Raw genomic sequence first — 22,201 nt, forward strand, 5'->3', positions numbered from 1 at the left:
CGTGACTCAACCGGCCGCTCAATCCTGCGACCTCAGCGTCATCATTCCGACCTACAACGAGTCGGAGAACATTCAGTTGCTGCTGGGCCGATTGGCAGATGTTCTGAACGGAATAGACTACGAGATCATCGTGGTCGATGACGACAGTCCAGATCTGACCTGGAAGGTAGTCGAGCAACTCGGTCTGAAAGACAAGCGTGTACAGGTGATTCGCAGGCTGGATCGCAAAGGGCTGTCCAGCGCCGTGACCACGGGCATGCTCGAGTCTCGGGGTAATTGCCTGGCTGTGATGGATGCGGATCTGCAGCACGACGAAACGATCCTGCCTACCATGTTCAAGCGAATTGCAGGTGAAGACTACGATATCTGTGTTGGTAGTCGAGAAGCCGAAGGCGGAGGCTACGGCGACTGGTCTGCCAATCGCAAATTGGTCAGCAGTGGGGCCCGCTGGTTGGCGAATGTGATGATGGGTGAGCTGGTACTCGATCCAATGAGTGGCTACTTTGCCGTGTCGCGTCACTACTTTCAGCAGACCATCGACAAGGTGAACCCGCAGGGTTTCAAGATCCTGCTTGAATTTCTGGCGCGTGGAGAATCGCCTCGTGTCTGCGAAGTCGGCTATGAATTTCGCAACCGTATCCACGGTGAAACCAAGCTCAATGCGTCGGTTGCGCTGGAATACTTGTTGGCGTTGGTGGATCTGCGCTTCGGTTGGCTGGTACCGAACCAGTTCGTGAAGTTCGGACTTGTGGGGATCAGTGGATCGCTGGTCAATTTCTTCGGCTTTGCGCTGGCACAGGGTCTGGGCATGTCCATCCCGTTGGCGGTCGTCCTGGGTGTGGAACTGGCCATCGTGTGGACGTACTTTGCCAACAACTTCTTTACCTTCACGCCCATGACTTTTCGTGGTCGAAACTTCTTCATGGGTCTGCTGTTGTACCAACTGGTGTGTTGCTACGGTCTTGTGGTGCAACTGTCGGTCGTGCAGATGCTGCTGACCAATTTCCCTTTCATGCGAGAAGGCCTCGCAACTCTGTATCTGGTGTACATGGTTGGTGTCGCCTTCGCTGCGGTAGGCAACTACTTCCTGCACTCGTACTACACCTGGAATCGCCTCGGATTTTCCCTGTCAAAACCCAGCAAATCGGCACCAGTCGCTATCGTGTGAGGCCTTCATGACAACTCAATCCCAACTGACCGTGGTAGTGCCCGCATACAATGAGTCGGCGAATATCAAGCCGCTGATGAAGGCGTTGGTACCGGTTCTGGAAGGCCTGGGGTTGAGCTGGAATATCATTTTCGTCGACGACGGTTCAAAGGACGACACCGTCGGACAAATTGAGGACTTGCACGCAGCGGAAGCGCGTGTCGGGCTGTTGAGCTTCAGTCGCAATTTCGGCAAGGAGATTGCCATAGCCGCCGGTCTGCAGCGAGCTACCGGTGACGCAGTCGTGATCATGGACGCAGACCTGCAACATCCTCCTGAATTGATTCAACAGTTTGTCGGTCTCTGGAAGGACGGTTACCAGATGGTCTATGGGCAGCGAGTGGATCGGGATGCCGATAGTCTTCTGAGGCGTTCTTCCTCTCGCGCCTTCTACAAGGTTTTCGAACGCCTGTCAGGCACTCATCTGCCGGAAGGGGCAGGGGACTATCGTCTGTTGGATAGAAAGGCTGTCGATGCACTGAACAGCATGCCGGAGCGCGCTCGCTTTACCAAAGGCCTGTATTCGTGGATCGGTTTTCGTGCCATTGGGGTTCCGTTTCATATTCCGCCAAGGGAAGCCGGGGAGTCCCGGTTCAACGCAGCCACCTTGTTGAGGTTTGCCACCGACGGTCTGGTCTCCTTCTCGACGCTCCCTCTGAGGGTATGGTCATACCTGGGCCTGGTCATATCCGTGATCAGTTTCATCTACGCCGCCATTCTGGTGTTCGAGACTCTGGTGTTCGGTATTGATGTGCCCGGCTATCCCACCATTGTAGTGTCCATCATGCTGTTCAGTGGTGTGCAGTTGATGTCTCTGGGGATGATCGGTGAGTACATCGGAAGGATTTACGAAGAAGGGAAGGCAAGGCCCTTGTATATCGTTGCCGATGAGGTTGGTGTGCCACCGGCAAACGAATCGAGTGCTGACAGAGAAAAATCCGCATTGAGTGTCGCGGAAAGCACGGCTCTTGAAACAGGCCTTGAGCCTGGCATCGAGTCTGGTCAGAGTTCGTCCGGCAGGGCAGCGAAGAGCTCTGAGAACAGGTCGAAAGGTCGGGAAACGGGTAGCTCCATCAGCAATTCGGAGCGGGCGTCAGGATCAGGCAAGAGTCGGAAGGAACAGGAAGAAGTGACATGAGTGGAAAAATGGATATGACTTGCGTAAATGATGTCAGCTGATCGAGGCACCGCGCCTCAGGAACCTGCGAGATCGTTCTGGCGCCAATTGATCTCATTGCAACAGTCGGTGTCTGATCGCCCTGCTGACTGGCTTCGTTTCATACTGGTCATGGTGCTCCTGAGTGTAATCACCCACGTACCGCTACTCGTTTCCGGCTACCCGCGTGGACATGATGCTTCTTATCACCTGAAGTGGTTGTATCACTTCTCCACGCAGCTCAAAGGTGGTGACTTGTACCCACGCTGGCTCGCGGAGATGTCTGGCGGCCTGGGTGGTCCATCGTTCTACTATTACCCACCTGCGTCATATTATCTGGCCTCCGCAGTCAGCCTGTTCATCGACCCGCTGACTCACGGACACTACGTGATGGCTGTCAATGCGTTGCTGATGGCCGTGATCGGTGCGCTGGGAACCTTCCTGTTCTGCAGGGCTTATCTGTCAAGAGGGGCGAGCCTGTTTGCGGTCATCGTCTTCCTGGTAGTGCCATACAGAATCGTGATTGATCTGTACCTTCGGGGGGACATTGCCGAGCTGGCGAGTATTTCGGTCATACCTTATCTGTTTCTGGTGGGTGTACACCTGGGTCAGTCGGTTCGTCGTGTATTCGTGATCACTGCACTCAGTACGGCGCTGATAGTGCTGACACACCCGTTGGTTGCCATGATCATCCTGCCGTTTTCGTTCTCCTTCCGCTTGCTCGATGCGCTGCGCAGCCTTGAACGTATCAGGTGGCTCCTGGTGTACTCGATTGCCACGTTTCTGGGGCTTGCTCTGTCCTGCTTCTATATCCTGCCGGCTCTGCTGGTGGAGAACTCTGCCAGTGCAGGGTGGGACCTTTTCGTGGTGTACGACAGCTTCCTGTTCAAGCGACCGGTCAGTCCGGTCCCACAGATTGCGTTGCTGGCGTTGGCAGCCATTCTCGTCTCGGCAGTCATCTCATTGCTCGGATGGCTGGTGGTCGTGTGGTTGTCAGGCAAGGACAGGATACTCCCCATGTTCTTCACCGCCTGCGCTCTGGTTTGTACGTTCATGCTGTTTGAGGTGAGCGCGCCTGTATACCGCTTGTTCTCTCCCTTGGAACGCATGCAGTTTCCGTGGCGTTACACTACGGCGCTGACGTTCTTTGCCTGCATAGCCATGGCCTTCGTATTCGATCGCGTGAGCCATCGTCTGAACAAGGGGGCGGGCGTGATCAGAAGCGTGATGCTGGTAGTGGTCCTGGTCTGGCTGGTTCTGGCATCGGTAGTCGGTGGCAGTCGTGCGCAGAACGGATTTACCACAAAGGGCAATCTGGCCAGCATTCAACGCTCACATGACGCTCCGGAGTACCGTCTGTCAGAACTGGCTAAACTCCTGCCTGATAGTAAAGAGCCATTGGATTTCGAGAAGGTGACGAGTGATGTCGATGTCGATTACTCGGTTATCCAATGGACAGAAAACACGATGGAAGTTACCGCGCTGTTTGAGGCGGGTCACGAGTATCAGTTTGCCCGGCAGTACTTCGGCCATTGGCGGCTGGCGACTGCTGACGGTAATAATGCAAGTGGTTCCGTACAGAACACGGAAGGATTGGTTACCTATGTACCGCTACAGAACACGAATAGCGTCTTGCTGGTTCGAGACGAGTTTCAGGCAGTGACGTGGGGAAATCGCATAAGCCTGATGGCTGGCATTGTTATCCTGATATCTCTGATGCTGATATCGCGTGGAAAGCAGGGTGGGCGAACGCAGACCATCGAGTCGTAAACCGTAGGTTTGCCCCGAAAGCTAACGAGCTAACGAGCTAACGAGCTATCACAAGCTTGCGAGATGTCAGTTGGCATTGCGAAAGACGCCGAAGCGCATGCCCAGGTAGGACACGACCATGGCTACCGCCGATGAGAAAATGATGGCGACCGAGCCGGGTAAGCTCGGAATCAGGTACAGGGCAAACAGAAAGCACACATAATTGACACTGACGGAAATCCAGGCCACGCCGGCATAGGTGATGAATTCACGCAGGACAGGCGGAGTCTTGATCTCGAATGTGAACCTGCGATGTGCCAACCATCCCACTACCATGGCAAGCCCAACGCTGAACAATCGAGAGATTGAGGGCGGCGTCTGCAGAACACCGTGCAACAGCTGATAGATCAGGATATCCGTAGCGGTGGCCAGCAGTCCGCAAGATAGAAACGCTGCCATGTGGCGCGCACGCGGGGTGAGATTCATGAGACTGTCTTCATCGCTGATACGGCTGAGGGGCTCATTGTCATGACTGCTTGCTACCACGGCTATCGCTGCAAACGTCATCCCACGCAATAGTGCCATTCGTCGTGTCTCGCACCGGGTACCAGATGTCATGTTCCAGAGGCATGGCCATCATGGCGGCTCTTTCATCCTCGCGTCGTTCTACCACGGAATCATACAGAGCGATCTGGTCATCAATGTAGCCCGGATGGCACATCACCATATGCAGCCCCTGTCCTGACGTGAGTGCCTGTTTCAGTTCTTTTTCGAACGGTACTTCGGTATGAAAGGAAGAAAACCCGGCGAAGGAGTCGTTTGTATGGAATCCCGCCGCCGCTGCCGCATTGCCGGTTCCGGTTGACAGCGCCTTTATCAGCGTCGATTTGAGCCTTGAACCCGGCGAATTCACGACAGCGCGCCAATCGGGAGATGGGTTGCGGAACAGTATCGGGTGATTCCCGTAACGCTCCTGCAGGCATTGCAGGAATATCGGACGCACAACCGGAAATATGTGAACGTGCTGGTGACCGTCAACATGGTCGGGCGGGTTGCCGGCCGCTTCTTCGAATCGTTGGAGTTGCGCCTGGATTTCCTCGCGCAGCAGCGCTTCATTCCACCGTCTGGCCAGTGATGTCAGCAGTACAGTGTTCAGAGATTGAAAGCGACCCTCGGGTAATTGCCTGCGCAAGGATGACAGTGGCTCACCGGTTGTGAGGTTCAAGTGCAGGCCGACAGCGATGTCATTTCGAAGAGTCGGCAGTTGAGTTCGGCACTCGTCCCAGTCGGGCAGGTTGGTCATGACGCTGGTGGCTGAGAGCTTTCTGCTTCGTGCCAGTTCTTCAATGGCTCGCGACACTTCCGACGTCAGTCCGAAATCATCCGCACACAGAATGGTGCAGCGTTTGCTGGGATTCAAGCTGACACTCTCCGGATAAAGTCGAAATACACGGCTGTTGCATACCGCGCTAGCGCTCGCCAAATAGGGAAATTTTACCACTTCAGGCAATGATCGCTTTCAGGCGCACGCTCATACTAGACAATAGTCCAGTATCGGCAAACTAGTAGTGCAAGCAGTATCACAGTTAGTGTCCTTCGTAGTACGTTTACACCAATTCTGCTCACCTGCCAAGTCTGGTTATGAGAGAATCTGGTTACAGATTGTGAATGTGCAGGACAGGTTCAAAGCAATCCACAATATTGAGAAATAACGTTGTCAATGACGGGTAGACGCTCAATCAATCAAGCCACGACGATCAGCAGTCGCTTACGGTCGCCTCTGGTATCTCTCATCGTCCCCGTTTATAACGAGGAGGCTGCGATCGGCTTGTTCATGGCGCAGGTCAACGCCATGGTGCGGAGAAGTGATACACACTTCGAGCTCGTCTTTGTCAATGATGGCAGCAGCGATAATACGCTGTCAGTCATCAAGGCCTTCCCATCGAGTTGTCCAATGCGTTTGGTCGACTTGTCCAGAAACTTTGGTAAAGAGGCTGCGATGACAGCCGGGCTCGCCATGTCCAAGGGTGATGCGGCTGTGCCGATAGATGTCGATCTGCAGGATCCGATCGAAGTGATCGATCAGTTCATTGTCGAATGGAAAAACGGCCATGACATGGTGTACGGAGTTCGTGAGAGCAGAGGCTGCGACACCCCGATGAAGCGAAATACATCGGTCCTTTTCTACTACATATTCAACAAGCTTTCTCGCGACAAGATTCCGGAGAACGTGGGTGACTTTCGCCTGATGGATCGCAAGGTGATCGATGCGGTACTCAGTCTGGAAGAAAAGAACCGATTCATGAAGGGCATGTTTTCCTGGGTTGGTTTCAAAACCAAGGCGGTCCCCTACCACCGAGCGCCGCGCGCAGCAGGCAATACCAGCTGGAACTACTGGAAGCTTTGGAATTTCGCGCTGGACGGCGTAATCGGTTTCTCCTCGCTACCACTGCGTGTCTGGACGTATATTGGTGCGTTCATCTCGCTATTCAGTTTTCTGTTCATTGCCAATATCGTTTTCCGCAAACTGGTGTTCGGGAACCCGGTCGATGGTTGGTCTTCACTGATGGTGACTGTACTGTTTTTCGGCGGGATTCAACTCATCTCCCTCGGCATCATTGGTGAGTACCTGGGCAGGTTGTTCATTGAATCGAAGAATAGGCCTGTTTATCTGGTGGATACGGTCGAAGAGTTTGAAGCTCATGCGGAGAATGTCGATGAAGCAGAAGCAACCGAGTTCAGTCGTCGTTCTTGCAGGGAGACTGCCTGACGAATCGTCAAGGCCAGGCGTTGAAGATGCTTGTCACAGGTATGCGCCGCTCCGGAATTACTGCTCTGAACTGCTCGTGTCGTAAATGAATAGCCAAATTGATCACCATGAAAAGCTTCGTTGTGCCATGACTTCGTCTGTTGTCCGGAATGGAGCACTGGTACACGCGGGTCCCTTCAGAATCTGCATTCTGCTGTTTCTGGCAGTAGTTGCATTGCTGTTGACCTGGTTCAACGGCATCAGTAACGCTCTGCACCAGAGCATGATGGACTTCAATACCCTCTATGCCGGCACGCGCCTGTTCATGGAGGGGGGCAATCCGTACTTCGCGGCGCCACTGCATGATGTGCTCGGGCCCATCGTTCCAAACAGAATGGGTGTTCAGATTACGCTTCCGGGCGTTTTTGGCGTGCTGACTCCCATAGGCTTGATCGAGCATCACACAGCCTCGATGATCTGGTTGGCGATGAATATCGTCAGTATTCTTCTGTCCATCGCCGTATTGCTGAAGCTGACCAAGTTGCGCTGGGATTCCTACTACGGGGCCATGTTGATCGTTGCTTGCCTGCTGCTGGGGCCAGCGCGCATGGGCATCAGACAGGGTCAGCTCGACAATATGGTGTTGCTGCTTGTGTTGTTGTCGGTGCTGTGGGTCTGGTCTGTAAAGAGGCGTGTCGCCTCGGTTGTCATGCTCGGTCTTGCCATGACATTGAAGCCGACCAGTGCCGGACTGTTCAGCATCTACCTGTTCTGCAGAGGCAGAAAAGTGCTGGCTATTGCTTCTCTGGTACTCAGCGGGCTCATCATCCTGGTATGCGTTGCGCTTCTGACGCTACGGGTCCCGGAGTGGTGGGTGGTGTGGGCTGAAGTCGTGGCCTCGGAGGAGAATAATTTCAACAAGATCAATGCACTCAACCCCAGTCTGAAGCTGTTGACACATCTGGAAGCCGGTTTCTTCGCAGCTTTCAAGTCCACCACCTGGGCCAGCCTGGCAGGGTACGCAATCTGCCTGCCCATTCTTGCCAGAACGTTGTTTTCGAAACCCGTTGGACAGGATGATTCTCGGGAAACCTTTCTCAGAGAATTGTCCATCATCGCCATGGTGGGGCTCCTTGTTGTATACCACCGTTTTTACAGCGCCGTCTTTCTTGTCTTTCCCGTTGCCTGGGCGGTCTATGTCATCAGCCGGGATAGAGCGTCGCTGACATCCTGGTTGATGCTGTCAGTCCCCTTGCTGACGATCGTGAACGGGCAAGCCGCTTTTGGTGCAGTGGTGGATCGACACCTGGTTCCCTTCCTGACAGGTGAGACTTGGTTTGAGCAAGTGCTGTTGCAATTTCACTTTGTGTGGCTGCAACTACTGGTTTTATTGGTCTTGTTTGCCGAGCATGTGCGCAAGACGCGTTTTACACTGCATGTGTTTGACAGGTAGGGCGCATCGTTCGCTCTACGGGGTGATGCATCGGTATGTCATCTGCAATTCCCTGTCAACGCAAACTACAGGGTGAATGCGCTCGGTGCATTTTACGGAAGAGCAAACAAATTCTTACATCATCTTCTGCCTTCAGATAGTCTGGTTGACAGTCAAATCTCGATAGCTATCCCAGAGGGCTTCAGATACCGAACAATTGATGTCGTGCCCTCAATCATCGATGAAAATATACTGCACTCTACTGTTGGTTAGTCCATCAAAGCTATGCAGATCATCGGCACCGCTCTCGGCTCGGTCAAGATAATTGAACCGGACGCGTATGGAGATGACAGGGCCAGTGCGAAATGTTTGACTCGTAGATTTACTCGTCAGTTGCTTCAGTTGCTTCAGTTGCAAAAATTCGTCTGATTTGTGAGAGACTGCAGAAATCCGGTACTTGCGGTGGCAATTGGAAAACTCAGATGCATGGGATAACAACGTTGCAATCAATTGCTTGTCGCTACCTTCTGTTCATGCTGCTGGCCTGGCCAGGCATATCCTCTGCGATGACTCTGACGGGAGGCGATGGACAGCTATCCTCGTCGATATCTGTCGTTGGTGAGATCGATACGTATGACATCAATCTCGACGCGGGAGACAGTCTGTTTGTAAATGTTGCAGACACCGAAAGCACAGAGTTTGTCTCCTCGCCGTTTCGGCCACGGGTCGAGCTATATGATCCTTCAGGCACCCTTATCGCCTCTGGCGAAGGTTCGTTGGTAGGCAGTCTCTTCAGGCGCGCTGTTGTGTCTGGCGACTACGAGATACGTGTATTCGATGATAGTAGTGGCAATGACGAAACCGGCTCATACGATCTGTATTTTGTAGTGGCCCCCGGTGCAGACGAAGGCGGGAGTCTGCCTGACGATGGTGTGATTACTGACCAGATAGATCTTGGTGATCTGGACTCCTATGTTGTCGAGCTGGATGCTGGTGACAGTCTCTACGTCAGCATGGCAGATCTGGACACCGATGATCTGGTGTCATCGCCTTTGCGGCCCAGAATCGAGCTGTTTGCACCCAATGGGGAGTTGCTGAGCGGTGGGGAGGGCAGCCTGGCTGCCAGAGTCTACCGTCGTGCCCAGGTTTCCGGCTCGTACACCATAGTGGTCTATGACGATAGTACCGGCAACGATGCAACTGGCAACTACAGCCTTCATTTTGCGAAAGCGCCGGGAGTGGCTGATGGTGGCTTTTTGCAGGACGTGACGGAAACCAGCGGCTTCATGGAGAGAGCCGAATTGGAGGTATTCAATGTGTTTCTGAATGGCGGAGACAGTCTGTATGTCAGAGTCGCAGAGACGGATACCAATGAACTGTTCAATTCGCCTTTCAGGCCTCGAGTCGAGCTCTTTGGTCCAGATGGTTCCTATCTGGCTGGCGGGGAGGATTCGGTGGTGGCAAGCCTGTACCGCCGCGCCGTTGTCACCGGCAATTACACGGTGATTGCCTATGATGACAGTACCGGAGATGGCGAAACCGGTAATTTCGATTTCTATGCGGCCAGGATGCCTGGCGCCAATGAAGGCAACGGGATCAGTGGTGGGCAGACTCTGGCAGATTTCATCGATCTGGGGGACCTGGATACCTATGCATTTCAACCACTGAACGCCGGTGTCAACATTGCAGTAACCGTAGCCGATCTGGACGATGGTCCACTTCGTCCACGTGTTGAATTGTTCGGGCCTGACGGAGCCTATGTGACCGGGGCGGAAGGCTCGTTGACGGCCAGTTTCACGAGCACACTGAACGTTGTCGGCCGCTACACATTGATTGTCTATGACGACAGCACCGGAGATGACGCGACAGGCAATTACCAGCTCAGTCTGGTTGGAAACGTGGTCGGTATCAATGATGGCGGCACTACAGCCTTGTGCAACGGGCTGACAGTAACGGTCGACTTGTCGATGGGGCAGTCTCCCACACCGGGGAATGACGTGATACTCGGCACGCCCGGCAATGATGTGATCAGGGCCCTGGGCGGAGACGATACCGTGTGCGCCTTGCAAGGGAATGACGAAGTCTACGGTGCCAACGGTCAGGACTGGATAGATGCCGGGCCGGGTGCCGATTTCGTGACCGGAGGGGCGCATAACGACACGATTCGCGGTGGCAGCGGCAACGACCGGCTGGTGGGCAATGGCGGCGACGATGATATCGACGGAGAGGCCGGTGACGATGTGCTCTTCGGCAGTGCGGGCGATGACGTGCTGATGGGCTCTGCCGGTAACGACCGACTGAATGGCGATAACGGCGAAGATACGCTGGTAGGCGGTGATGGAAACGACATTCTCAAGGGGTATGCGGGCAATGACATGCTCTATGGCGGGCCCGGTATAGACAATATGTCGGGAGGCTCAGGCGATGACTTTCTGTCCGGAGGTCTGTCGAATGACACCATGGGAGGCAACACCGGAGTGGACATATTGAAGGGCGATCAGCAGAACGACAAGATGTATGGCGGACCGGGCGGACCCGATGAATGTGACGGTGGTGTAGGGGGTTCGGACTTTGCGGGTCCAGATTGTGAAATCGTGGCAGGAGTGCCCTGACTCCTGCCAAAGGCCTGTGACTATCGACTCTCGGACTGTTCTGCCCCTGTCATCAATGGCACTTTCCGAATCCAGCGCAGCATTGCGTCGATTCTGCAAATTTTCCGGGGACGGCTTGTGAACATCACATTGCCTGATGACCTTTTTGTCCCGCAGTAACAAGTACCATTTTATTTGTGGTTACGATTTATGCGAGACTGCAACTCTGAGAACTCTCGCAACGTGAAAAGGAGTATGCAGATGGACGCTGGCTCATCAAAAAAGTTGACTGTCCGTTGGTACGTTTTCGCCCTTTACGGAATCCTGTCTTTCTGGCCACTCACCTCGGCGGCCGTGACGCTCAATGGTGGTGATGGACTCATTTCCGCGTCAATCTCCGTCATCGGAGAGATTGATGTCTATGAAATCGATCTGGACGCGGGAGACAGTCTTCTATTGCGGGTCGCGGAAACCGAAAGTACAGAGTTTGTCTCCGACCCCTTCTATCCCAGAATCGAGTTGTATGATCCTTCGGGGGCCTATCTGACCGGCGGTGAAGGCTATCTGGTGGGCACTGCGCATCGGCGTGCCACTGTGTCGGGTGAGTATGAGATACGCATATTCGACGACAGTTCGGGCCAGGACGAAATCGGAACCTATGACTTCTACTTCGCAGTTGCACCCGGTGCGGACGAGGGCGGTAGTCTGTCTGATGATGGGGTCATCACAGATCGCATCGATCTGGGCGACGTGGATTCGTATGTCGTTGATCTGGATGCTGGAGAGAGTTTCTATGCGGCGGTTGCAGATCTGGATTCCAACGAATTTGTTTCATCGCCTTTCTATCCAAGAATCGAGCTGTACGCGCCGAATGGTGAATACCTGACGGGCAGTGAGGGGTATGAGGCCGCACGCCTCTACCGGCGTGCGCTGGTGTCCGGTTCCTATACCTTGGTGGTCTTCGATGACAGTGCCGGTAGCGATGCCACCGGTAATTACAGTCTTCACTTTGCGAAAGCGCCGGGGACTGCCGATGGCGGTTTCCTGCAGAGTGTCACCGAAACCAGCGGGTTCATGGAAAAAGCCGAACTGGAGTCATTCAATATCGCGCTGAACGCTGGGGATAGTCTGTATGTGAGAATGGCGGAGACCGATTCCAACGATCTGGTCAGTTCGCCTTTCTACCCGCGCGTTGAATTGTTCGGCCCAGATGGGGCTTATCTGACAGGAGGGGAAGGCTATCTGGTTGCGGGCCTCTATCGGCGCGCGCAGGTGGCAGGTAATTACACGGTCATTGCCTATGATGACAGTTCCGGAAGCGCTGAGACCGGCAACTTCGACCTGTATGTGGCGAAAATTCCGGATGCCAATGAAGGCAATGGCATCAGTGGTGGCCAGAGCAAAACGGGTTTCATCGATCTGGGGGACCTGGATACCTATGCATTCGAGCCGGTGAATGCCGGAGTCAACATTGCGGTAACCGTTGCCGATCTGGACGAAGGTCCCCTGTATCCCCGTGTGGAGCTTTTTGGCCCCGATGGCGCGTATATAACGGGAACAGAGGGCTATTTGACAGCGAGTTTCACACGGACGCTCAATGTGCTTGGTCGTTACACCTTGATCGTCTACGACGATAGCTCGGGATACGATGCGACGGGCAACTATCAACTCAGTATGGTTGGCAATGTTGTCGGCGTCAGCGGCGGCAATGCGAACCTGTGCAACGGGCTGACAGTAACGGTCGACTTGTCGATGGGACAATCTCCCACACCGGGGAATGACGTGATACTCGGCACGCCCGGCAATGATGTGATCAGGGCCCTGGGCGGCGACGATACCGTGTGCGCCTTGCAAGGGAATGACGAAGTCTACGGTGCCAACGGTCAGGACTGGATAGATGCCGGGCCGGGTGCCGATTTCGTGACCGGAGGGGCGCATAACGACACGATTCGCGGTGGCAGCGGCAACGACCGGCTGGTGGGCAATGGCGGCGACGATGATATCGACGGAGAGGCCGGTGACGATGTGCTCTTCGGCAGTGCGGGCGATGACGTGCTGATGGGCTCTGCCGGTAACGACCGACTGAATGGCGATAACGGCGAAGATACGCTGGTAGGCGGTGATGGAAACGACATTCTCAAGGGGTATGCGGGCAATGACATGCTCTATGGCGGGCCCGGTATAGACAATATGTCGGGAGGCTCAGGCGATGACTTTCTGTCCGGAGGTCTGTCGAATGACACCATGGGAGGCAACACCGGTGTGGACATATTGAAGGGCGATCAGCAGAACGACAAGATGTATGGCGGACCGGGCGGCCCCGATGAATGTGACGGTGGTGTAGGGGGTTCGGACTTTGCGGGTCCAGACTGTGAAATCGTGGCTGGGGTGCCGTAGAAGTCTGTTGTTACTGCGCCTGAATAGACTTCAGCAGCAACTGGGATATCTCACGGCTTCTCATCGCAACAACGTCGTCTCGGTGCAACCCTACTGGAGCTGACCGGCTCCGCCATAGCTGGGGACCTGTGCAAAATCTCCTCAGGGGAGCAGCCACCGGTGTCCTCTGTGGAAAGCCCCCGCCGGCTGCTGGACAGGCAGGTTTTCCAGTCGGCGGCCGAACGCTGCGCGACACGGCAGTGGGAGGGTTTACTGAGCGATTCCCATGGCGGGTTGGTGTGGGAACTGGAAGTGCGGCTGACGGCTTGGCCTGAAGTGGTTATGTCAGCCCTCGGGTGTTTGCGAATCTGATTGCCAGGGTGATGAGGATCGATTGATAGCGAAAGGCAATCGTGGCAATCCAGGGAACACAATCAAGAGTGTGATGTGTTTCACAACAATCTTTCCAATTTGACATGGCCTAAATAAGTGTTTATCTGAAATGGCACAAGTAGCTGCTTTGATCTGTACTTGTTAAAAACGACAGGCTATCCACTTGTTGTCTATTTACGTTCGTGAACAGGGATTCAGCAATTTGTTGCCACTGCGATGGTACTGATGCACTGCATGCATATGAGCTCGGAGAGGTTTGGGCGTAGCTGGTTTTCCATGTTCTGGTGTTCTGACTTCATGTATTATCCAGCAGCTTATCTCGTGGTTTTCTGGTTGTCGTTCGTATCATTTGGGTGCGGCTCAAATCTCTTCTGGGTCCGGTAGCTTTCCTGCACGTCCACGCTGGCTCGCTGGACGGTCAATGAATTGTTCATGTGTACAACCTTGTTCTGGTCGAATTCGCTGCGATAGTCGGTTGTTTCAGAATGTATCACTGCCATCAGCGTGAATGAGACAATCATCTTACTTGCTGATATCAGTTCTCATCATTGAAGAGTCAGAGTGCTTGGCGCATTGGCCATGGGGCTGGCTGAGGAGTGAGGAACCTGATCGGATATTCTGAACACTGGATGCTCTAGCATGTTCATTCAGTCCCTCATCAAAGGCTACTGTGCAGTCTTGCTGCTGGCCTTGAGCTCATCCGGCTGGCGTAGTTGATGACATGAGCTCAAACCTTCCGAATCGCTGCAGAATCTCGAGGAGGTGTTGACCTTCCTTTTCGTTACCAACGCTCCCCAAGGACTCTGCCCTGGGATGGACAGAGCTGCTGCTGTGTGGGGGGGGGGCTACACGATTCGAGAAAAAGTTGCTACCTAAGGATAGTTATATCTGGCAACATCTTTCACCCGCTTCGGCAACGCCATTTTTGATAGGTAAGAATGCCTACCTTGATGCTGTGGGTAGGCCTCGCTACCCTCGCCAGCAATTAATTCAGATCGTGTTGCAAAGTCCTTGTGGGCATAAGACTTTGTTTCGACTTGAGTTTGATTTTTTTCACGTGTTGATGGAATCTGAATAGAGATATTCAGCTTTCTCCCTGCGTGTCGAGCGAGCGTACCGATCGAGATTGGTCGTTTGTATAGTTTTCTGATTTTGTATTTTGCAGTGCAAGAAGCCTCGGTCATCCACAAGTGACCGGTACGCCATTGGCCTCATTCAGGGGCCTTGAACGACAAGGGAAGTCTTTGAAATATGGGATTACAGATGCTGATTGTTGCCTTTACGACAGTGTTTTGCGTGGCGGTCATTCCCTTCCTGGGCAGACTTGCCATAGAGCATGGATTGACTGACAAGCCGGATTCCCGAAAACGACATGTCGGAGAGGTGCCTCTGGTGGGGGGTATTGCCATCTTCCTGACCCTGGCTGTGGGTGAAGTGCTTACTCAAGGACAACTGATGCCGCCGCTATTGCTGGCGCTCTGTCTGCTTCTGGTCGTTCTGGGGGTGGTAGACGATCTCAAGGATTTGTCCGCCAGGTGCCGATTGTGTTTCCAGATTGCTGTTGCCCTGCTGATGGTGGTGCTGGGTGATGTGCGCATTGAATCTGTTGGCGCGGTACTAGGGGGCACAGACGTCGAATTCGGATACGTTGCGTCGGTGCTGTTCACCGTTGTCTGTACGGTGGGAGTGATCAATGCCATCAACATGATCGATGGGCTGGATGGGTTGTCCGGTTCACTGCTTTCGATGACTCTGTCTTCCATGGGGGTCCTGGCCCTCGTGCACGGCGATACGAGCACGGCACTGACACTGTTTGTTGTCACTGGAAGCTTGCTGGCCTTTCTCTTCTACAACAGCCGAGTGGTAAGACGTAAAGCCGCCGTATTTATGGGAGATTCCGGCAGCATGATGCTCGGATTGATTCTGGTCTGGTATCTGGTTGAGATGACTCAGGGAAGCGCTAGATCGCTTTCACCCGTGGCCGCTGGCTGGATGTTCGGATTACCGTTAATGGACACGGTGGTGGTCATGATGGGGCGAGTTCTTGAAAAGCGTTCTCCCTTTCAAGCGGGTAGGGACCATTTGCATCATCGGTTGAGAAATCGGCAGTTGACAGTGAACTCGACTGTACTGGCGATGTTGGCCATGCATTCTGCTCTGGTTTTGGTAGGCACCATCAACGGCTCCAATGCGGATAACGAGACCTGGTTGTTCTGGGCGTTTGTGGCCTTGGTTTTAGTGCACTTTGTTATCGGCAAGCGATATTTCAAAGCTGCAACGGGTGGGGTGCTTGAGGCGGACTAGATGTTCGCACTCGGTTTTGTAGAGGTTTCGCAGTTGCTGATCGTCATAGCCGTGTCATCGTCTGGGCAGCACACTCCATGAGTGCCATCAACCGATAAGTCAGGGCAAATGGCGTAACAGATTCCTGATTGTCTGTATTGCTGAATCGCGGCGATTATTCAACACGTTCATACAGCTGTTTCGGCTCGTACTTGGGAGGGAATTCATGTCTCAGTGGTATGTACTGCAGACAAAAGTGAGGCATGAGGTAATCGCCGTTCAGAACCTGTCGAACCAGAGTTTTGAGACTTTTCTTCCCATGTTGTGTACTCGGCAATCGCGAAAGGGGATATTGAGCCCGGCATGCGAGCCACTGTTCCCGGGTTATCTTTTCATCAAACTGGATCTGGAGCGTCAGAACACAGCGCCCATTCGGTCGACACGTGGCGTTATTCGGCTCGTTCGTCTTGGTGCCACACTCCAGGCATTTCCGGAGAAATTGTTGAATTCGCTGAGGCAGGAGCAGGAGCGCGGTAACGGTGCTATTGATCCGGCTACGGTATTTGTGCCTGGCGAAGACGTGCAATTGATCAGCGGTCCCTTGGCAGGCATGAAGGCGATATTCAAGGCGCGTAATAGTCAGGAGCGCGTCGTCTTGTTGTTGAATGTGTTGGGCAATGAAACGCAAGTGAGTGTATCGCCGAATCTGATCAAGAAAGTCAGTTGATGTGCTTGTGTTTGGCAGTGTGATCGTGGCCTAATAGCCGCTGTGTTCATTATTTGAACGCAGTAAGACTATTTGGCGAAAGACCTTTTGATTGAAGTAGGTCAGCAGTGATATCCCAACAGCCTGTCCGGTTAGCTTGTGCAACGGAAGGGCGGTAGCGTGTGTTTTCCGCTATTCGAGGCAACGGAGTGATTCAGTTTCTCGTCGTGTACATCTCACTGTGAAAACCCCTGCGAGGTGCTGTATCCGCATGGTTAGTCGACAATCCAAGTGCTTATCCGCAAGGTTGGAGGCCCAGTTCAACGTATTGAGGGCTATTGAGGCCAATCCCTCGTTAAGTCAGAGGGAGATATCCAGGCAATTGGGAATGAGTCTGGGCAAGGCGAACTACTGCGTTCAGGCCTTGTTGAGGGAAGGATTGATCAAGAGCCATAACTACAAGAATGAGAACAACAAGATTGCCTACAGTTACACAGTGACGCAACGTGGAATGGAAGAAAAGCTGCGACTGGCTGTGGCTTTCTTGAACGAAAAACAGAGAGCGTTTGACTTACTGCGGAGTGAAATCAAGCAGCTTCAGCAGGAGACTATTGAGAAATGATGTGCGAATGGGAAGTAGCAAACAATGAATAAAGTCGCGTTAATCACTGGTATCACAGGGCAAGATGGGTCCTATCTCGCTGAGTTGTTGCTGGAGAAGGGCTACGAAGTGCACGGTATCAAGAGGCGTGCCTCCTCTTTGAATACTCAAAGGGTTGATCATATTTATGAAGATCCGCATACCAGTAATCAGCGATTCCAGCTGCATTATGGAGACTTGTCGGATTCATCGAACTTGACTCGAATCCTGAGTCAGGTGCGGCCTGATGAGGTCTACAATCTCGGTGCACAAAGCCATGTGGCCGTCAGCTTTGAGGCGCCGGAGTATACGGCAGATGTGGATGCGCTTGGGACGCTGAGATTGCTGGAAGGTATTCGGTTTCTAGGGCTCGAGAAAAAGACACGTTTCTACCAGGCATCCACCTCTGAGCTGTATGGGTTGGTACAGGAGACGCCGCAAAAGGAAACAACGCCCTTCTATCCCAGAAGCCCTTATGCGGTTGCCAAGATGTATGCGTATTGGATTACGGTGAATTACCGTGAGGCCTACGGGATGTATGCCTGCAATGGCGTATTGTTCAATCATGAATCTCCGAGGCGTGGTGAGACTTTCGTTACGCGAAAGATCACTCGCGGATTGACGAATATTGCGCAGGGTCTGGAAAAGTGTTTATTCATGGGCAATATAGATGCTCTTCGGGATTGGGGGCATGCGAAAGACTATGTGCGTATGCAGTGGATGATGTTGCAGCAGGACGTGGCAGAGGACTTCGTGATAGCCACAGGGGTGCAGTATTCGGTGCGTGAGTTCATCCAGTGGTCCGCCGCAGAGTTGGGTGTGACGCTACGTTTCGAGGGTGAGGGCAAGGATGAGAAGGCAGTCGTTGCAAGAGTCGAAGGTAACAAGGCGCCAGCGCTGAAGGAAGGCGATGTGATCATGCAGGTTGATCCGCGTTATTTTAGAGCGGCCGAAGTAGAGACGCTACTGGGAGATCCTGCGAAGGCCAAGACAAAGCTGGGTTGGGTGCCTGAGATAACGGCGCAGGAGATGTGTGCCGAGATGGTTGCGGAAGATCTGAAGGTGGCTCAGAGACACGCATTTCTCAAAGCGAACGGGCTCGACATTCCCTTGTCGGTGGAGAATTGAGAGAGTCCATGAGTCACGAGAAGAATATTTTTGTTGCTGGCCACAAGGGGATGGTAGGTTCGGCGATAGTCCGGCGGTTGCAGAAGCTGGGTTACGTAAATGTTGTTACAGCTACACGGTCTGAGCTGGATTTGCTGGATTCATCAGCAGTACAGACATTTTTCGCGGACAGGAAGATTGAAGAGGTCTATCTGGCTGCGGCAAAGGTAGGTGGCATTCAGGCTAACAATAGCTACCCGGCAGAATTCATCTACGAGAATCTGATGGTGGAGGCCAATGTGATACATGCCGCTCACCTGTTTGATGTACAGAAATTGCTGTTTCTAGGTTCCAGTTGTATCTATCCGAAGAATGCAGAGCAGCCGATGCGCGAGAATGCATTGCTGACAGGGATTTTGGAGCCGACCAATGAGCCCTACGCGATCGCCAAGATTGCTGGCATCAAATTGTGTGAGAGCTACAACCGGCAATATGGTAGAGACTATCGGAGCGTGATGCCGACCAATCTTTATGGCCCGAACGACAATTTTCATCCTGAAAACAGCCACGTGATACCGGGCATGTTGCGCCGCTTTCACGAGGCGGTAATCAATCAGTCGAGCGAGGTTGTCATCTGGGGTAGTGGCAAGCCCATGAGGGAGTTTCTCCATGTGGATGACATGGCGGCTGCCAGCGTGCATGTGATGGAACTGCCGCTGCAAACCTACAAGGCCAGCACGGAGCCCATGCTAAGTCATGTGAATGTTGGCACAGGTGTCGATTGCACGATTCGTGAGCTGGCTGAGACTATTGCTGATGTGACGGGTTTCAAGGGCTCGTTGGTCTTCGATACGTCGAAACCCGATGGCACGATGAGAAAGCTGATGGATGTAAGCCGTTTGAGTGAACTGGATTGGCGAGCTGACATTGACCTCAAACAGGGCTTGACTGATGCATATGCCTGGTATTTGCGAAATCTGAATGATGCAAGAAGCTGAATCAGCACCTGAGAAGAAAGTACTGTTCATCAACAGATTCTTTTATCCCGACCATTCGGCGACCAGTCAGCTATTGAGTGATCTTGCCTTCGACCTGGTGCGCGAGGGATACCAGGTCGAGATTGTGACCAGTAGGCTAAGATACGATGATTCCACAGCCCGGCTTTCCAAGTCAGAGACTGTAAATGGAGTGCTGGTTCACCGAGTCTGGACGAGTCGTTTTGGTAGAGGAAACCTTGCCGGAAGGGCAATCGACTATTTGACGTTCTATGTAACAGCGGCCTGGACGCTATTTGACCGAACGGACAAGAACACGATAGTGGTTGCGAAGACAGATCCCCCGCTCATTTCAGTAGTTGCTGCGATTGTCACTAAGCTACGAGGTGCATTGCTCGTCAACTGGCTGCAGGATGTTTTCCCGGAAGTTGCCGCAGAGCTTGGGGTGAAGTTCATGCGAGGTCCAGTTCTGGCTCTGTTGAAGCGTATAAGAAACACAACTCTTCGAGCGGCCTACATGAATGTTGTGCTGGGTACACGAATGGAGCAATTCATTCGTGAGGAGGCGGGTGATGATATCAATATACGAGTCATACCCAATTGGGCTGATGGTCAGGCTCTCAAGCCGGTACCCAGAGAAGAGAACAAGCTACGAAGTGAGTGGGGGCTGGACGGGAAGTTCGTGGTTGGGTATTCCGGCAATCTTGGGCGAGTGCATGAATTCGACACGATTCTTGGCGCCGCAGAGATTCTTTCTCATCGTGACGATATTGTATTTCTCTTTATCGGGGGCGGTGCGCAGCGCGAGGTTGTGGAGAATGAAGCGAACCGACGTGGTTTAAGTTCCATAGCATTTCGACCTTATCAGCCGCGAGAACAGCTGAGCGAAAGCCTGAGTGCTGCTGATGTGCATTTGGTATCGTTGAATCCGAAACTGGAAGGTTTGATTGTTCCTAGTAAGTTTTACGGAATAGCGGCTGTCGGTAGAAGCTCAATATTTATTGGTGCCTCGGATGGAGAAATCGCCACAACGGTTCTAACTAATAATTGTGGAAACTCGGTAGAAATAGGTAATTACGCCAGCTTAGCTAATTCAATTGTGCTTCTGTCAGAAGATTCAGAGTACAAAAAAGAGCAGGAGTATTACGCTCGTTCGATATTCGAAACTCTTTACGATCGTGATAAAGGTCTGCAGCAATGGGTAAATATAATTCGTGGCTGAACGCTTAGGTGCTTTTGCATAGACAATAACATGTGTGGTGATATTTATTTCGTGATTCGCGGATGCTAAACTGCGCTGTTGGGGCTACAGAAAAATTTTGTTTTAAGTCGGTCGGCCGAAATCGAGACTAGTCATGTTGAACATAATATGGACTCTAGTAGGCGTGTTTTTCATTATGTCTATGTTGCGGTGGAGTTCGCCTTTAATATTTCTCGCCCCAAATATAATCATAGCTACACTATTCACAGATTTTTCTGGGGGGAATGGCGATTTAGTGGGCATGATAATGTTTGGTTGGTTTTTCACTCTGCTTCTGGTGACTTTGTATTTTCGAAAGAGGAGAATCAGGATCGACCGTTATTATGCTTCAGGTATTGATAACGCTAGATTCGATAAAAAAGGTAGGCGATATTTTTATCTGGCTACGGTAGTTCTAATGGTGATTATTGTGTTTTGGATCTCGCAGGCTGGCGTTGATTCGTTTGAAAGCCAGAAGCGATCTAGGGGGGGGGGGTTATGGTTGAATGCGCTCAACTATGCTTTGAAAATATATACGCTTCACGCTGTTATAGTTTTCTCTTTTTCAAAAATAACTAGGTCGAATCCACATGTGGTTCTAGCGATGCTTTCATTGCTGGTGATAATGGTTATCGGATTTATGTCTAGCAGTAGAGGTGTTTTTGTAGTGCCGATACTCACGATTTTGATCTTTAGATTCATGCGTGTGAAGGATCTGAAAGGCAAATTATTTCTAGCAGGGAGAAGCATAGTCGTATTGGTAGTTTTGGTACAGTTGATGTCCGTAATTTCGGAGGTTCGCAAAGGCAAAGGCGAGCAGAGTGGCATATCACTGATTATAGAGCAGCTAAATAATAACGAAGCTGGCTATGGCCTATCCCCTGCGAAGGATGCAAGAATATATGATTATGGCGAGAGAGATACAATCCCATCCCTTAGGACAGTGATATTCGGGGGTTTCTACGGTTATATTCCCAGAGTTTTTTGGTCCAATAAGCCTAATTTTGTTTCTTCAGGTCCACTCGTGGGTGCGTTTGTATTTAGGGAGCAGTATTTCATCACCGAACTCGGGGCAGGAATTCCAGCTTCATTTCCGTCAGAAGTCGCACTTGGGTTTGGAAGCGAATGGTTCTTCCCTAGTTTTATTCTGGTTATGATTATGATGATCTTAGTGGGTGAATTCTCAGTTAGGTATCCATATATAATTACTTCTTCGTTTAGTTTTTACGCCGGCTTGCCGGCCCACGGTCTACCCAAGAGTCAGCTTGAGCTGATAATGAGTATTGTTATTATGGCCCTGTTATTGAGATTGACGGGTTTCAAGGTGATGTTTCGCTGAGTGAAATACACATTTATAGTTCTATAGCGAGTTGCTTTGGTGGTAACCGTTCACGACATGGGGCTGGCGTTCTGGCGCATGTAGTCTATCATCAGTGCATCATCCGCACTTGCTGCCTGCCCGAACGTGGTCGACTTCCTGCGCCCAGCTCCGCCTAAATCGTTCGACCTGTATAACTCGTTTGAGCCTATAAAACTAGTGGTTCTGGCGCTAATCGTCTTCAGGAAATTGCAGCTTT

Annotated in this window: 16 protein-coding genes; 14 read left to right on the forward strand and 2 right to left on the reverse strand. The window is 52.4% G+C overall.

All coding sequences use genetic code 11. The features are described 5' to 3' along the window. Position 1: 1 nt before the first annotated feature. The 3 genes from ACUNV4_RS29005 (at position 2) to ACUNV4_RS29015 (ending at position 4,133) form a co-directional block, all read left to right on the forward strand. A complete protein-coding gene (locus ACUNV4_RS29005; RefSeq protein ID WP_430882167.1) occupies positions 2 to 1,168 on the forward strand; it encodes a glycosyltransferase in 1,167 nt (388 codons plus the stop codon). A gap of 7 nt (positions 1,169 to 1,175) precedes the next feature. Continuing rightward, complete coding sequence (locus ACUNV4_RS29010) at positions 1,176 to 2,345, forward strand: glycosyltransferase family 2 protein (RefSeq protein ID WP_430882168.1); 1,170 nt, start codon at positions 1,176 to 1,178, stop codon at positions 2,343 to 2,345. A 108-nt stretch (positions 2,346 to 2,453) separates the two neighbouring features. Next, the gene (locus ACUNV4_RS29015) at positions 2,454 to 4,133 is read left to right on the forward strand and encodes a 6-pyruvoyl-tetrahydropterin synthase-related protein (protein ID WP_430882169.1); all 1,680 of its coding nucleotides are present in this window, start codon (positions 2,454 to 2,456) and stop codon (positions 4,131 to 4,133) included. A 66-nt stretch (positions 4,134 to 4,199) separates the two neighbouring features. On the opposite strand, the gene ACUNV4_RS29020 is transcribed toward ACUNV4_RS29015, so the two are convergent. Together ACUNV4_RS29020 and ACUNV4_RS29025 are read right to left on the reverse strand one after the other, a co-directional pair. Further along, positions 4,200 to 4,697, reverse strand: a complete 498-nt coding sequence (locus tag ACUNV4_RS29020) for a GtrA family protein (protein WP_430882170.1) — start codon at positions 4,695 to 4,697, stop codon at positions 4,200 to 4,202. After that, the gene (locus ACUNV4_RS29025; RefSeq protein WP_430882171.1) at positions 4,639 to 5,532 is read right to left on the reverse strand and encodes a ChbG/HpnK family deacetylase; all 894 of its coding nucleotides are present in this window, start codon (positions 5,530 to 5,532) and stop codon (positions 4,639 to 4,641) included. Before ACUNV4_RS29025 ends, ACUNV4_RS29020 begins: the two co-directional genes overlap by 59 nt. 300 nt (positions 5,533 to 5,832) lie before the next feature. Here ACUNV4_RS29025 and ACUNV4_RS29030 point away from each other — a divergent pair, with 300 nt between their 5' ends. From ACUNV4_RS29030 to ACUNV4_RS29080, 11 genes are all read left to right on the forward strand, one after another. After that, positions 5,833 to 6,882 carry a glycosyltransferase family 2 protein gene (locus tag ACUNV4_RS29030; protein ID WP_430882172.1) on the forward strand — a complete coding sequence of 350 codons (1,050 nt, stop codon included), beginning with the start codon at positions 5,833 to 5,835 and terminating at the stop codon, positions 6,880 to 6,882. 127 nt (positions 6,883 to 7,009) lie between these two features. Then, positions 7,010 to 8,314, forward strand: a complete 1,305-nt coding sequence (locus tag ACUNV4_RS29035; RefSeq protein ID WP_430882173.1) for a glycosyltransferase 87 family protein — start codon at positions 7,010 to 7,012, stop codon at positions 8,312 to 8,314. Positions 8,315 to 8,793: 479 nt separating this feature from the next. Continuing rightward, entirely contained in the window at positions 8,794 to 10,905 is a 2,112-nt protein-coding gene (locus tag ACUNV4_RS29040) for a hypothetical protein (RefSeq protein ID WP_430882174.1), read from the forward strand. Between the two features lie 264 nt (positions 10,906 to 11,169). Further along, complete coding sequence (locus ACUNV4_RS29045; protein WP_430882175.1) at positions 11,170 to 13,281, forward strand: calcium-binding protein; 2,112 nt, start codon at positions 11,170 to 11,172, stop codon at positions 13,279 to 13,281. Between the two features lie 1,635 nt (positions 13,282 to 14,916). Next, positions 14,917 to 15,957, forward strand: a complete 1,041-nt coding sequence (locus tag ACUNV4_RS29050) for an MraY family glycosyltransferase (RefSeq protein WP_430882176.1) — start codon at positions 14,917 to 14,919, stop codon at positions 15,955 to 15,957. A gap of 205 nt (positions 15,958 to 16,162) precedes the next feature. After that, the gene (gene rfaH / locus ACUNV4_RS29055; RefSeq protein WP_430882177.1) at positions 16,163 to 16,663 is read left to right on the forward strand and encodes a transcription/translation regulatory transformer protein RfaH; all 501 of its coding nucleotides are present in this window, start codon (positions 16,163 to 16,165) and stop codon (positions 16,661 to 16,663) included. Between the two features lie 250 nt (positions 16,664 to 16,913). After that, positions 16,914 to 17,264: a MarR family EPS-associated transcriptional regulator gene (locus ACUNV4_RS29060; protein WP_430882178.1), complete on the forward strand. Its 351-nt coding sequence runs from the start codon at positions 16,914 to 16,916 to the stop codon at positions 17,262 to 17,264. Between the two features lie 24 nt (positions 17,265 to 17,288). Then, positions 17,289 to 18,410, forward strand: coding sequence for a GDP-mannose 4,6-dehydratase (gene gmd, locus ACUNV4_RS29065; RefSeq protein WP_430882179.1), 1,122 nt, complete (start codon positions 17,289 to 17,291; stop codon positions 18,408 to 18,410). 8 nt (positions 18,411 to 18,418) lie between these two features. Further along, positions 18,419 to 19,387 carry a GDP-L-fucose synthase gene (gene fcl, locus ACUNV4_RS29070; protein ID WP_430882180.1) on the forward strand — a complete coding sequence of 323 codons (969 nt, stop codon included), beginning with the start codon at positions 18,419 to 18,421 and terminating at the stop codon, positions 19,385 to 19,387. Further along, on the forward strand, positions 19,371 to 20,606 hold the full coding sequence (locus ACUNV4_RS29075) for a glycosyltransferase family 4 protein (protein WP_430882181.1): 1,236 nt from the start codon (positions 19,371 to 19,373) through the stop codon (positions 20,604 to 20,606). The genes fcl and ACUNV4_RS29075 overlap by 17 nt, the downstream gene beginning before the upstream one ends. A 133-nt stretch (positions 20,607 to 20,739) precedes the next feature. Continuing rightward, positions 20,740 to 21,963 carry a hypothetical protein gene (locus tag ACUNV4_RS29080; protein ID WP_430882182.1) on the forward strand — a complete coding sequence of 408 codons (1,224 nt, stop codon included), beginning with the start codon at positions 20,740 to 20,742 and terminating at the stop codon, positions 21,961 to 21,963. Positions 21,964 to 22,201: the final 238 nt, after the last annotated feature.

This window comes from Granulosicoccus sp. 3-233 (genome assembly GCF_052681095.1).

Bases quoted from the DNA above. Each gene is read 5' to 3' on its own strand.
- gmd (WP_430882179.1), top strand. From the start codon at position 17,289: ATGAATAAAGTCGCGTTAATCACTGGTATCACAGGGCAAGATGGGTCC.
- ACUNV4_RS29010 (WP_430882168.1), top strand. From the start codon at position 1,176: ATGACAACTCAATCCCAACTGACCGTGGTAGTGCCCGCATACAATGAG.
- ACUNV4_RS29075 (WP_430882181.1), top strand. From the start codon at position 19,371: ATGATGCAAGAAGCTGAATCAGCACCTGAGAAGAAAGTACTGTTCATC.
- fcl (WP_430882180.1), top strand. From the start codon at position 18,419: ATGAGTCACGAGAAGAATATTTTTGTTGCTGGCCACAAGGGGATGGTA.
- ACUNV4_RS29035 (WP_430882173.1), top strand. From the start codon at position 7,010: ATGACTTCGTCTGTTGTCCGGAATGGAGCACTGGTACACGCGGGTCCC.
- rfaH (WP_430882177.1), top strand. From the start codon at position 16,163: ATGTCTCAGTGGTATGTACTGCAGACAAAAGTGAGGCATGAGGTAATC.
- ACUNV4_RS29050 (WP_430882176.1), top strand. From the start codon at position 14,917: ATGCTGATTGTTGCCTTTACGACAGTGTTTTGCGTGGCGGTCATTCCC.
- ACUNV4_RS29030 (WP_430882172.1), top strand. From the start codon at position 5,833: ATGACGGGTAGACGCTCAATCAATCAAGCCACGACGATCAGCAGTCGC.
- ACUNV4_RS29060 (WP_430882178.1), top strand. From the start codon at position 16,914: ATGGTTAGTCGACAATCCAAGTGCTTATCCGCAAGGTTGGAGGCCCAG.
- ACUNV4_RS29080 (WP_430882182.1), top strand. From the start codon at position 20,740: ATGTTGAACATAATATGGACTCTAGTAGGCGTGTTTTTCATTATGTCT.
- ACUNV4_RS29020 (WP_430882170.1), bottom strand. From the start codon at position 4,697: ATGGCACTATTGCGTGGGATGACGTTTGCAGCGATAGCCGTGGTAGCA.